The following is a 12,428-nucleotide window of genomic DNA, read 5'->3' as shown; positions in this document are numbered from 1 at the left end:
AGGTGACCAGCAACGAGACCGGGGCGACCTACGCCGCCGCGGGTGTCGACATCGAGGCCGGCGACCGTGCCGTCGAGCTGATGAAGCAGTGGGTGAAGAAGACCAACCGCCCCGAGGTGCTGGGCGGCCTGGGCGGCTTCGCCGGACTGTTCGACGCCTCCGCCTTCAAGCGCTACGAGCGCCCGCTGCTGGCCTCCGCCACCGACGGCGTGGGCACCAAGGTGGCCATCGCCCAGGCCATGGACAAGCACGACACCATCGGCCACGACCTGGTCGGCATGGTCGTCGACGACCTCGTGGTGTGCGGGGCCGAGCCGCTGTTCATGACCGACTACATCTGCGTCGGCAAGGTCGTCCCGGAGCGGGTCGCCGCCATCGTCAAGGGCATCGCCGAGGGCTGCACGCTGGCCGGCTGCTCGCTGATCGGCGGCGAGACCGCCGAGCACCCGGGCCTGCTCGGCCCCGACGAGTACGACGTGGCGGGCGCCGGCACCGGTGTGGTCGAGGCCGACGCGCTGCTCGGCGCGGACCGGGTCCGGGCCGGCGACGTGGTGATCGCGATGGCCGCGTCCGGCCTGCACTCCAACGGCTACTCGCTGGTCCGGCACGTGCTGCTGAACCAGGCCGGCTGGAAGCTCGACCGCCAGGTCGAGGAGTTCGGCCGCACCCTCGGCGAGGAGCTGCTGGAGCCGACCCGGATCTACACCCTGGACTGCCTGGCACTCACCCGCGCCACCGAGATCCACGCCTTCTCGCACGTCACCGGCGGCGGCCTGGCCGCCAACCTGGCCCGGGTCATCCCGGACCACCTGCACGCCCGCCTGGACCGCGGCACCTGGACCCCGCTGCCGGTGTTCCGGACCGTCGCCGAGGTCGGCGCGATGCAGACCCTGGAGATCGAGAAGACCCTCAACATGGGCGTCGGCATGGTCGCCGTCGTCCCGCCGGAGTCGGTCGACGTGGTGCTGTCGGTGCTGGAGGACCGCGGCGTCGAGGCGTGGCTGCTCGGCGACGTGGTCGACCGCGACGCGGAGCACGACGGCGGCGCGGCGCTGTACAACGCCTACGAGGCGTTCTGATCCACGGCACGCTGAAGGGCCCCGCCGCGGCGGGGCCTTTCCCGTGCCCACCGGCACTGCTCGCGGAACAGGTACGCCGAAAACCGGCCCGGCGCCCACGGGGAGCGCCCGGACCGGTCCGGTCGAAGAACGTTACGCGCGGCGACGAGCCGGAGGGGTGTCCTCGTCGTCGTCATCGTCGTCGTTGTACATGTCCGCGTACGCCGCGTAGGGGTCGTCCTCGTCGTCGTCCTCGATCGGCTCAGGCTCGATCGCGGTGGACGGAGATACACCCAGCTCGTGAGACAGACGGTTAGCGTCGAACCCGCCGCTGTTGTACTTCAGCTCGCGGGCGACCTTCGTCTGCTTGGCCTTGGCCCGGCCGCGCCCCATGGGTCGACCCCCTCAACGGTGGGGCTCACGGCCCCGAGTCTGACACGTGTTGATGATCAGGTCCGGCCTGCCCGAAGTGGGAAACCGTCCCTTGGAGCATTAACGGTACCTGTTTCCGCCGCCGGACGGTACGTCGCCCGTGTGACGTGGCGCGCACCCAAGCCCCCTCGAACCAGGTCCGCCCAGGTCAGAGGGGAATTTCGGGGCTTTTGCAGGCTGTCCGGCGCGGGGCCGGTTCCGTCGTTCCTGCAGAGATTATCCCCCGAAGGAGGCGCTGCATCGCCCGATCGGGGGACAGACTGAGAATCCGGTTCCACATCGTGATGCGCGGGGCCCGGCGGTGCCGGCCCCGCGCACCACGATCGGCGGCGTCAGCCCCGGCGGGCGGCCGGCAGCAGGACGGAGCGCAGCGCGCTGATCTCCCGCATGCGCTTCTCGGCGAGCCGGTCGGCGGCGACCGCCGGCGGGATGCCGTCCGCGGCGGCCCGGGTGAAGATCTCCAGCGTGGTGTCGAAGATCTTCGTGGCCTTGTTCTTGGCCCGGTCGAAGTTGAAGCCCTCGATCTCGTCGGCGACCTGGATCACGCCACCGGAGTTCACCAGGTAGTCGGGCGCGTACAGGATGCCGCGGTCGGCGAGGTCCTTCTCGACGCCCGGGTGGGCGAGCTGGTTGTTGGCCGCGCCGCAGACGATCGAGGTGCCGGCCGCGCCGAGCGCCCCCACCGTCTCGTCGGTGAGCGCGCCGCCGAGCGCGCACGGCGCGTACACGTCCAGGTCGGAGGCGAGCAGGGCGGCGGTGTCGGCCACCACCTCGACCCCGGGGTGGGCGGCCCGGACCCGGTTCACGGCGGCCTCGGAGACGTCCGTGACCACCACGGTGGCGCCGTCCGCGACCAGGTGGTCGACCAGGTAGTGGCCGACCTTGCCGACGCCCGCCACGCCGACCCGCTTGCCGCGCAGGGTGGGCTGGCCCCAGCGGGCCTGGGCGGAGGCGCGCATGCCCTGGAAGACGCCGAAGGAGGTGAGGACGGAGGAGTCGCCCGCGCCGCCCTGCTCGGGCGAGCGGCCGGTGACGAACTCGGTCTCCCGGGCGATCACGTCCATGTCCTGGACGTAGGTGCCGACGTCGCAGGCGGTGATGTAGCGGCCGCGCAGGGACTGCACGAAGCGCCCGTAGGCGCGCAGCATCGCCTCGTTCTTGACCTTGTTCGGGTCGCCGATGATCACGGCCTTGCCGCCGCCGAGGTCGAGCCCGGCGAGGGCGTTCTTGTAGCTCATTCCGCGGGAGAGGTTCAGCGCGTCGGTCAGCGCCTCCTCCTCGCTCGCGTACGCGAAGAACCGGGTGCCGCCGAGGGCCGGGCCGAGGGCGGTGGAGTGGATGGCGATGATCGCCTTGAGGCCGGTGGAACGGTCGTGGCAGAGCACGACCTGCTCGTGCCCGTCGCCCTCCTGGCCGGTGCCGAAGACTCGGCCCAGCACGCCTGGTGCGGGGTGCGTGGTGTGTACGTCGGTCACTGTGGTGACTCCAGCAATGAACGGCCCGCGACGGTGGTGCGGGCGACTGGTCGAAGCCTAGCTCTGGACCTGCCTTCGAATCTGCCCTCGGGCGGCCCCTGCGGAATAACGATCGAAGCCGTCTTCACGACACCCTGACGCGTCCCTGAGGCGCATGCGAACATGCGGAGCGTGACCGTGCCGCGCACCTCCGTGCTCCCTCCGTACACCGCCCAGTTGCGGGTCTACGAGCCGCTGGCCGCCTACCCCGAGCCCGACCGGGCCCGCTGGCAGGCCTACGCCGCCGCGAACGGCCCGGACGCCGACGGCCCGGGCCGGCCGGTGACCGGCGCCGCGCTCGCCGAGCAGCGCGCCGCCCTGGCCGCGGTGGCCGCCCTGACGCCCCGTCCGCTGCCCGACCAGGAGGACGGGCAGGCCTACGTGCGGGTGGCGGACGGCGTCACCTACATCTGTCCGTGGACGACCCGGCTGCGCGCCTGGCAGGCCCTGCAGGAGCTGCGCCGGACGCTGCCCGCGCACCTGGTCGACACCGTGCTGCCGCCCGCCCTGCGGGCCGCCGCCGAGGCCGACCGGGCGCAGTGGCAGCAGGACCACCCCGACGCCCGGCCGTGGATCCTGGCCAGCCGCTGGGAGGTGCCGCTGCACTGGTTCCTGGCCTTCGGCGAGGAGGACCGCCACCACCAGCCGGCCGGCGAGTACGGCTCCGCCGGGGACGGCGAACGGTCGGAGCCGGCCGCGCTGTTCTACCTGACGCCGATGGTGCAGGCCCGCCGCCGGATCGCCCGGGCCTACCGGGCGCTGCGCGAGCGGGCGGCGGGCGCGGCGCTCGCGGAGGGCGCGGAGGAGGTCGGGCGCTGGCTGGAGGAGTTCCACCCGCGCTCCCTGGTGGAGCTGGACTACGGCGGCCTGGTGCAGCTGCTCGGCCCGCGGGCGCTGGCCGAGGAGCGGTCGGTGGGTCAACTCGCGGACGGCCTGGCGGCCTTGCGGGCCGGGGAGGCGACGGCCGCGCTGCGCATGTACGAGGACCTGGCGGCGCGCTGGCGGCGGGTGCTGGCACTGCGGCACGCGTCCTGAGCGTGATCGGCCCGGGGACGGGGGAGGCTCAGAGGGGCTGAGGGGCCGTCAGAAAATGCCCCCTGGTCGAAAACCGGTGCGACGGGAGAGGATGGTCCATACCATTGGGACAGTTTTTGGGACCATGGTCCCGGATCGGGTCAATAGCCGAGGAACGTGACACTACTCACCGTTGACGCGAACTCAGACCTATGTGCCAAAATGGGACAACCAGCCCAAGCTCACTCAGGCGTGCCGCACCGTGACCGGACGTCACCACTGCGTGACTGTCCGCTATGGGGTGGTCCATGGCCATCCGTCGCCCTTGAACCCGTGAGGGGTCAATTTTGACGGTTTGGCCGATAGGGCTGGACGGATGGTGTAGTTGTAGACACCAGGACAAGCCGTTCGTCCTATAACCGACTCGGCCCGTCCGTGCCATTTCGGGCATCGCGGGTCAAGGTGCAGAATTTGAAGGATAGAACCGCCCTGGTTCGGTTCTCCCGAGGAGGCCGCTCATGACCGCTCGTACCCCTGACGCCGAGCCCCTGCTGACGCCGGCAGAGGTCGCCACCATGTTCCGCGTGGACCCGAAGACGGTGACCCGCTGGGCCAAGGCCGGCAAGCTCACGTCGATTCGGACCCTCGGCGGCCACCGCCGCTACCGCGAGGCGGAGGTGCGTGCCCTGCTGGCCGGTATTCCGGCCCAGCGCACCGAGGTCTGATTCCCCGTTCTTCCCCGGGTTGCGCCCCCGACTCCGCCGGGTCGGGACCGCGTCCGGCAGGTCCGAAGGGCCGCCTCCCCGACTCCGCCGGGTCGGGGGTGCGGCCCTTCGGCGTGTCCGGACCCGGAATGCGGGATTCCCGTGGGGCCGGTGGGAGAGGGGGGAATTTCAGGGAATGGCAGTACAATTTTACATATTAAATAAGGGTGCTTTGCCGGGATGCTCCGGAAGTGGTCTTCCGAAAGGGCGTCAGTGACGGTGATCACAGCACCGTTATCTTGTGCCCGCGCCGGAAAATGCGATAGGGCCCGGAACTCGAAGTTCCGGGCCCTGCGCTCCTGCGATCCCGACGGGACTTGAACCCGCGACCTCCACCTTGACAGGGTGGCGAGCTAACCAACTGCTCCACGGGACCAGTGATCTGATCCTTGCCCGCCTGCTCTCGCCTGCGAACAAGACAGATCGTACTGCATCGCGACCCCCCAGGTCGAACCGGCTCCGGACCGGCCTCAGAGGGTCGCCGCGGCGGCGTCCATCGCCTTCAGGATGCGCTTCTCCGAGACCGGACTCGGCGTGCCGAGACCCTGCGCGAAGAAGCTCACCCGCAGCTCCTCGATCATCCAGCGGACCGCCTCGACCTCCGGCGACGGCTCCCGGCCGGCCGGCACCTTCGCCAGCAGCTCGCCGTACGCCTGCTGCACCGCCTGCACCTTCTGCAGGTTCTGCAGGTCGCGCTGCGGGTGGTCGGGCAGCGCCTCCAGGCGGCGGTCCACCGCGATCAGATACCGCTTCAGGTCGCCCAGTCGCTGCCAGCCGGTGTCCGTGACGAAGCCCGGGTGCACCAGCGACGCCAGGTGCAGGCGGACGTCGTTCACGGCGGACAGCAGCACCGGACTGGAGACCGACTTCAGCCGGTTCGACGCCTTGTGGAAGGCGATCAGCGCCGCCGCCGTCTTCAGCGTGGTGTCCGCCGACAGCTCGTAGAGGTCCGCCCGGACCTTGTCGTACAGCGCCGTGAACGCCTCCGCGTCCCAGGCGACGCCGCCCGCCAGCGTCATCAGCCGGTCGGTGGCCGCCGCCACCACGTCCTCGAACAGCGCCGGGATCGAACCGTGCGGGTTGTAGGACAGCGCCAGCTTCGCCTGGTTGCCCAGCCGACCCTGGATCGACTTGGCGGGCGAGTTGATCTGCAGCATCAGCAGCCGGCGGGTGCCCGCCCACATGGCGCGCTGCTGGGCCTCCGGAGTGTCGAACAGCTTGATGCCGACCGTGGTGCCCTCGTCCACCAGCGCCGGGTAGGCACGCAGCGAATGGCCTCGGGTGCGCTGCTCGAAGGTCCGCTGCAGGACCGGCAGATCGGCCGGCCAGGCGGTCAGGCCGGTGCGTTCGATGCCGCGGCCGGACGCCGCGCTGGACAGCGTCGCGGACAGCTTCGGGCGAAGCCCCTGGCGCAGCTCCTCCAGGTCCTTGGACTCGGCGAGCTTCCGCTTGCCGTCCACCACCCGGAAGGTGACCTTCAGGTGGTCCGGGATCCGCTCCTCGTCCCACGCCTCCGGCGGGATCGGCAGGCCGGACATCCGGTGCAGCACCCGCTCCAGGGTCGGCAGCAGCGGTTCCTGGCGGTCCGTCAGCTCGCGCATCGCGGCCCGCGCGTAGTCCGGGGCGGGCACGAAGTTGCGGCGGATCGCCTTCGGCAGCGAACGGATCCAGGCCGTCACCAACTCCTCGCGCAGGCCCGGGATCTGCCAGTCGAAGCCGTCCGCGACCACCTGGTTGAGCACCGCGAGCGGGATGTGCACCGTCACGCCGTCCGCGTCGCTGCCCGGCTCGAACTGGTACGTCAGCGGGAAGCGGAGCTTGCCCTGCTGCCAGACGTCCGGGTAGTCGGCCTCGGTGACGCCGTCCGCGGAGTCGTTGATCAGCATCGACTTCTCGAAGTTGAGCAGGTCGGGCTGGTCGCGCCGGGTCTTCTTCCACCAGGCGTCGAAGTGCCGGGCGGAGACGACGTCCTCCGGCAGGCGGGCGTCGTAGAAGTCGAACAGGGTCTGGTCGTCCACCAGGATGTCGCGGCGGCGGGCCCGGTTCTCCAGCTCCTCGACCTCGTCGAGCAGCTTGCGGTTCTCCGCGAAGAACCGGTGGTGGGTCTCCCAGTCGCCCTCCACCAGGGCGGAGCGGATGAACAGCTCCCGGCACAGCTCGGGCTCGATCCGGCCGTAGTTGACCTTGCGCTGGGCGACGATCGGCAGGCCGTACAGCGTCACCTTCTCGTAGGCCAGCACCGCGCCGGCCTTCTTCTCCCAGTGCGGCTCGCTGTAGGTGCGCTTGATCAGGTGCGGGGCGAGCGGCTCCACCCACTCCGGCTCGATCTTCGCGTTGATCCGGGCCCACAGCCGGGAGGTCTCCACCAGCTCGGCCGACATCACCCAGCGCGGCGGCTTCTTGAACAGGCCCGAGCCCGGGAACACCGCGAACCGGGCGCCGCGCGCGCCGGCGTACTCACGCTTCTCCACGTCGAACAGGCCCAGGTGGGAGAGCAGGCCCGACAGCAGCGCCTGGTGGATGCGGTCCGCGTCCGGCTCGGCGTCGTCGTGCGGCTCGTCGATCGTCACGCCGAGCTGCTTGGCGATGGTGCGCAGCTGGACGTAGACGTCCTGCCACTCCCGTATCCGCAGGTAGTTGAGGAACTCGGACTTGCACATCCGGCGGAACGCCGACGAGGACAGCTCCTTCTGCTGCTCCCTGACGTACCGCCACATCGCCAGGTAGGACAGGAAGTCGGAGGTCTCCGAGTGGAAGCGGCGGTGCCGCTCGTCGGCGGCCTGGCGCTTCTCCGCGGGGCGCTCGCGCGGGTCCTGGATGGACAGCGCGGCGGCGATCACCATCACGTCGCGGACGCAGCCGAGGCGGTCGGCCTCCAGCACCATGCGGGCCATCCGCGGGTCGACCGGGAGCTGGGCGAGCTTGCGGCCCAGCGGGGTCAGCCGCTTGCGGTGGTCCTTCTCGGCCGGGTCGAGCGCGCCCAGCTCGTGCAGCAGGTTGACGCCGTCCTTGATGTTGCGGGAGTCCGGCGGGTCGAGGAACGGGAACGCGGCGATGTCGCCCAGGCCCGCCGCGGTCATCTGCAGGATGACCGAGGCCAGGTTGGTGCGGAGGATCTCCGCGTCGGTGAACTCGGGGCGGGAGAGGAAGTCCTCCTCCGAGTACAGCCGGATGCAGATGCCGTCCGAGGTGCGGCCGCAGCGGCCCTTGCGCTGGTTGGCGCTGGCCTGGCTGATCGCCTCGATCGGCAGGCGCTGGACCTTGGTGCGGTGGCTGTAGCGGGAGATCCGGGCGGTGCCCGGGTCGATCACGTACTTGATGCCGGGGACGGTCAGCGAGGTCTCGGCGACGTTGGTGGCCAGCACCACGCGGCGCTGCGAGGAGCGCTGGAAGACCCGGTGCTGCTCGGCGGAGGAGAGCCGGGCGTACAGCGGCAGGATCTCGGTGGACTTCAGTTTCAGCTTGGTCAGCGCGTCGGCGGTGTCGCGGATCTCCCGCTCGCCGGAGAGGAACACCAGGATGTCGCCGGGGCCCTCGGCCTGGAGCTCCTCGACGGCGTCGCAGATGCCCTGGATCTGGTCGCGGTCGCGGTCCGCCGCTTCGTCGTCGCCGTCCGCGTCGTCGTCCTCGGCGAGCGGCCGGTACCGGACCTCGACCGGATAGGTGCGGCCGGAGACCTCGATGATCGGGGCGCCGTCGAAGTGCTCGGCGAAGCGCTCCGGGTCGATGGTGGCCGAGGTGATGATCACCTTGAGGTCGGGGCGGCGGGGCAGCAGCTGCTTGAGGTAGCCGAGCAGGAAGTCGATGTTCAGGCTGCGCTCGTGCGCTTCGTCGATGATCAGGGTGTCGTACTGGTGGAGGTCCCGGTCGGTCTGGATCTCGGCCAGCAGGATGCCGTCCGTCATCAGCTTCACCAGGGTGTCCTGGCCGGCCTGGTCGGTGAACCGGACCTTCCAGCCGACGGCCTCGCCGAGCGGGGTGTCCAGCTCCTCGGCGACGCGCTCGGCGACCGTGCGGGCGGCGATCCGGCGGGGCTGGGTGTGGCCGATCAGACCGCGGACGCCGCGGCCCAGCTCCAGGCAGATCTTCGGGATCTGGGTGGTCTTGCCGGAACCGGTCTCGCCCGCCACGATCACCACCTGGTGGTCGCGGACGGCCGCCAGGATCTCGTCCTTCTTCTGCGCGACCGGCAGTTCCTGCGGGTAGCGGATCTCGGGAACGGCCGCCCGGCGGTCGGTCACCCGCAGTTCGGAGCGGTCGAAGTCGGCGGCCAGTTCGGCCAGGATCTTCTGCCGGGCCTCGGCCGACCGGACCTTGCGGGTGCCCTCCAGTCGGCGGCCCAGGCGCTGCGCGTCGCGCAGCATCAGGCCGGGCAGCCGGGCGGCCAGCTCCGCGAGCGTGGGGGCGGGCTGCGGGGCTACGGGAGAACTCACTGCGGGCATCCCTCTAGGTTGCATAAAGGCGGGGCCGGGGCGCACCTCGGTTTTTGTTGCGGGCTTCCAGTGTCACAGGCGCGGCGGGCGGACCGCGAACAGCCGCCCGGACGGTCAACAGAAGGTATTGACGGGCACCCGCCCGTTTCGCTCGAACGCCGTACTGACTAGCCTGGGGGGAACGCTTTAACGGGGAACAGGGGGAGTTCTGATGGGTCTTCTGGACGGCGTGGGACACCTGATCAGCGACGTCGGTCACGTGGTCGGCGACGTGGTCGAGGTCGGCAAGGACATCGTCATGGCGCCCGCCGAGATCGCGCACTGGGCGCTCAGCAAGATGTTCGGGGACGCCGACGCCGAGCTGAACAAGATCGCGCAGGAGCTGGCCGAGATGGCCAAGCAGGTCGAGCAGCTGGGCGGCGAGGTGAACTCGGTCCTGTCGAACATGTCCTGGCACGGTGCGGCGGCGGACGCGTTCACCGCGCACGCGCAGGGCCGGGTGCGGGAGCTGAACGGGGTCGCGGACGAGCTCGGTCAGCTCGGCGACTCGGTGAAGCGCCTCGCCAACGTCCTGTGACCGGGGGCCGGACGGTGAAGAGCGTGCCGGGCCCGGCCGCGGGCGGAGAACGAGGGGGCGTCCTTCGATGACGGGGAACCAGTTCGGCTTCCATCCGGAAGAACTGCTGAAGATCCAGCGCGACTTCGAGCAGATCAACCAGCGCATGGAAGAGATGACCAGGCAGGTAGGGCACATCAAGGCGACGGTGGCCAAGGCCGCCGCCACCGACGTGTTCTCCGGCTCGATCCTCGGGATCGTCGGGGCCGGCGCGGTGCTGGCGGAGGTCCACCGGGACGTCTCCGAGATCAGCCAGCGCGCCGAGGCGCTGATGAAGACCAAGGAGAAGCTCACCCAGGAGCTCGGCCAGGACGCGGCCAAGATCAAGCAGGTCATCGCGCGGTACGCGGCGGCGGAGAAGAAGGTCGCCGAGGAGCTGAACAAGCCCAAGGGCGAGGGCAAGCCGCAGCCGAAGTCGCCGCACACCGGGATCGACAGCACCGGCGGTGGCGGTGGCAGCGGCAGTGGCAGCGGTTCGGGCGGTGGCGGAAGTCACACCCCGCAGCCGAAGTCCCCGCACACCGGCACCGACAGCACCGGCGGCGGTGGCGACGGCGGCACCGGCACGCCGTCGGGCGGGCCCGGCGGCAAGCACGACGGGCCGAAGCTCAAGGACCACTCGACCGGCGACTGGAAGACCAAGATCATCAACGGTAGTGGCTGGGACTCCTGGTCCGACCACCGCCACAAGCGCAACGGCGAAGGCCTCGGCGTGAAGGCACGGCCCAAGCTGGAAGGGCTGTCGCCGGAGCGCAGGGCCATGGTCGAACGCGCCCTGGAGCGCGCCGAGCACAAGCTCGGCTACAGCCAGGGCGCCGTCACCAACGGCTACCGGGTCGACTGCTCGGGCCTGGTGTCCTGCGCCTGGGGCCTGCCCGGCCCCGGCCTGAACACCATCGGCCTGATGAAGGGCAGCGTGTCGCACCACATCGGCAAGGGCGACCTGCAGCCGGGCGACGCGCTGATCTCCAACGACCACACGGTGCTGTTCGCGGGCTGGGCGGACGCCGCCCACACCCGCTACATCGGCATCGAGGACAGCGGCGACGCGGGCATGGTCTCCCGGGAGATCCCCTACCCGTACTTCCACGGCGGCTCCGCCTACCAGCCGTACCGCCGCAACGGCATCGACTGACGCCCACTCACCGCAACGGGCCCGGCCGGGGGTTGAGCACCCCCGGCCGGGCCCTTCGCCGTTCACCGGTGCGGTATTGAAATAGTCTTGGGACGACCGGCCAGGGGGGCCGTGGGTCGACGAGGGGGGCGAAACACGATGGCAGGCAACCAGTTCGGCTTCCATCCGGAAGAACTGCTGAAGATCCAGCGCGACTTCGCGCAGATCAACCAGCGGATGGAGGAGATGACCAAGCAGGCCGCGCACATCAAGGAGACGGTCGCGAAGGCGGCGGCCACCGATGTGTTCTCCGGCGCGATCCTCGGGATCGTCGGGGCCGGCGCGGTGCTGGCGCAGGTCCACCGGGACGTCGCCGACATCAGCAGCCGGGCGGACGCGCTGATGAAGACCAAGGAGAAGCTCACCCAGGAGCTCGGCCAGGACGCGGCGAAGATCAAGCAGCTCATCGAGCGGTACGCCGCGGTGGACAAGCAGATCGCCGACGACATGAACAAGCCCAAGGGCGAGGACAAGCCGCAGCCCAAGTCGCCGAGCACCGGCATCGACGGAGTCGGCGGCCACGGCGGCGGTGGCAGCGGCAGTGGTGGTGGCAGCGGCTCGGGCGGCGGCGGGAGCCACGCGCCGCAGCCGTCCTCGCCGAACACCGGCGGCAGCGACACCAGCGGCAGTGACGGCTCCGGGATCTCCACCCGGCCGGGCGGCCTGCACGACGGCCCGAAGATCAAGGACCGCTCCAGCGGCGACTGGAAGACCACGCTCATCAACGGCCGCAGCTGGGACGCCTGGGCGCACGGTCGGCCGCACCCCACCAACGGCCACGGCGTCGGCGTGGTGGACCGGCCGAACCTGGACGGTGTCTCCGACGAGCGCCGGGCGATGGTCGAACGGGCGATGGAGCGGGTCGAGCGCAAGCTCGGCTACAGCCAGGGCGCCGTCACCAACGGCTACCGGGTCGACTGCTCCGGCTTCGTCTCCGCGGCCTGGGGCCTGTCCACCGCGGGCGGCGGCACCTCCACCGGTCCGCTGATCAGCGAGAGCGCGGGCATCGCGCACCACATCAGCAAGAGCGACCTGATGCCCGGCGACGCCCTGGTCATCCACCACGAGGGCGGCGACAACAACCAGCACGTGGTGCTGTTCGGCGGCTGGGCGGACGCCGCCCACACCAAGGCGATCATCCTGGAGGACTCCGGCAGCAACGGCTGCATCTCGCACGAGGTGCCGATGTCGAAGCTGTCCGGCTACACCGCGATCCGCAAGAACGGCATGTGACCGGGTGGGCGGTCCCCCGGCCCGGCCGCCGGGGGACCGCCCGTCGCCGGGACCGCTCCCGCCGCCGGTACCGCCCCCCGCCGGGCGGTCCGTCGCCGGGTGGGCCTTGGCCTCCGCCTTGACCTCAAGCGCGCTTGAGGTCCTACCGTCGGGACGAGAGAGGTCACCCCGCCCCGGAACGAGAGGCAGT

The 12,428-nt window shown here is 70.7% G+C and carries 9 protein-coding genes and 1 tRNA gene; 6 read left to right on the top strand and 4 right to left on the bottom strand.

Features of this window, described 5'->3' with window-relative positions; genetic code table 11:
- Window positions 1–2: 2 nt before the first annotated feature.
- A complete protein-coding gene (gene purM, locus ACFV1L_RS17985; RefSeq protein WP_380366909.1) occupies window positions 3–1,079 on the top strand; it encodes a phosphoribosylformylglycinamidine cyclo-ligase in 1,077 nt (358 codons plus the stop codon).
- Between the two features lie 132 nt (window positions 1,080–1,211).
- On the opposite strand, the gene ACFV1L_RS17980 is transcribed toward purM, so the two are convergent.
- Window positions 1,212–1,451 carry a DUF3073 domain-containing protein gene (locus tag ACFV1L_RS17980; RefSeq protein WP_035864640.1) on the bottom strand — a complete coding sequence of 80 codons (240 nt, stop codon included), beginning with the start codon at window positions 1,449–1,451 and terminating at the stop codon, window positions 1,212–1,214.
- 371 nt (window positions 1,452–1,822) lie between these two features.
- Window positions 1,823–2,965 carry a Glu/Leu/Phe/Val dehydrogenase dimerization domain-containing protein gene (locus tag ACFV1L_RS17975; protein WP_380366907.1) on the bottom strand — a complete coding sequence of 381 codons (1,143 nt, stop codon included), beginning with the start codon at window positions 2,963–2,965 and terminating at the stop codon, window positions 1,823–1,825.
- A gap of 171 nt (window positions 2,966–3,136) precedes the next feature.
- On the opposite strand from ACFV1L_RS17975, the gene ACFV1L_RS17970 reads away from it, so the two are divergent.
- Entirely contained in the window at window positions 3,137–4,039 is a 903-nt protein-coding gene (locus ACFV1L_RS17970; protein ID WP_380366905.1) for a hypothetical protein, read from the top strand.
- A gap of 497 nt (window positions 4,040–4,536) precedes the next feature.
- Window positions 4,537–4,743: a developmental transcriptional regulator BldC gene (bldC, locus tag ACFV1L_RS17965; protein ID WP_030459248.1), complete on the top strand. Its 207-nt coding sequence runs from the start codon at window positions 4,537–4,539 to the stop codon at window positions 4,741–4,743.
- Window positions 4,744–5,084: 341 nt separating this feature from the next.
- On the opposite strand, the gene ACFV1L_RS17960 is transcribed toward bldC, so the two are convergent.
- Window positions 5,085–5,158, bottom strand: a tRNA-Asp gene (locus tag ACFV1L_RS17960).
- 94 nt (window positions 5,159–5,252) lie between these two features.
- Window positions 5,253–9,224 (bottom strand): ATP-dependent RNA helicase HrpA, encoded by a 3,972-nt coding sequence (hrpA, locus tag ACFV1L_RS17955; protein WP_380366903.1) that lies wholly within the window; start codon window positions 9,222–9,224, stop codon window positions 5,253–5,255.
- Between the two features lie 202 nt (window positions 9,225–9,426).
- Between hrpA and ACFV1L_RS17950 the strand changes: the two genes are divergently transcribed.
- The 3 genes from ACFV1L_RS17950 (at window position 9,427) to ACFV1L_RS17940 (ending at window position 12,238) form a co-directional block, all read left to right on the top strand.
- A complete protein-coding gene (locus tag ACFV1L_RS17950; protein WP_035864646.1) occupies window positions 9,427–9,792 on the top strand; it encodes a hypothetical protein in 366 nt (121 codons plus the stop codon).
- 67 nt (window positions 9,793–9,859) lie between these two features.
- Window positions 9,860–10,966, top strand: a complete 1,107-nt coding sequence (locus ACFV1L_RS17945) for a hypothetical protein (RefSeq protein ID WP_380366901.1) — start codon at window positions 9,860–9,862, stop codon at window positions 10,964–10,966.
- 138 nt (window positions 10,967–11,104) lie between these two features.
- Entirely contained in the window at window positions 11,105–12,238 is a 1,134-nt protein-coding gene (locus ACFV1L_RS17940) for a hypothetical protein (RefSeq protein ID WP_380366899.1), read from the top strand.
- The last annotated feature ends 190 nt before the right edge of the window (window positions 12,239–12,428 follow it).

Source organism: Kitasatospora sp. NPDC059646 (assembly GCF_042734615.1).
Lineage (GTDB): Bacteria > Actinomycetota > Actinomycetes > Streptomycetales > Streptomycetaceae > Kitasatospora.
This window is presented reverse-complemented; position numbering and strand designations above follow the sequence as displayed.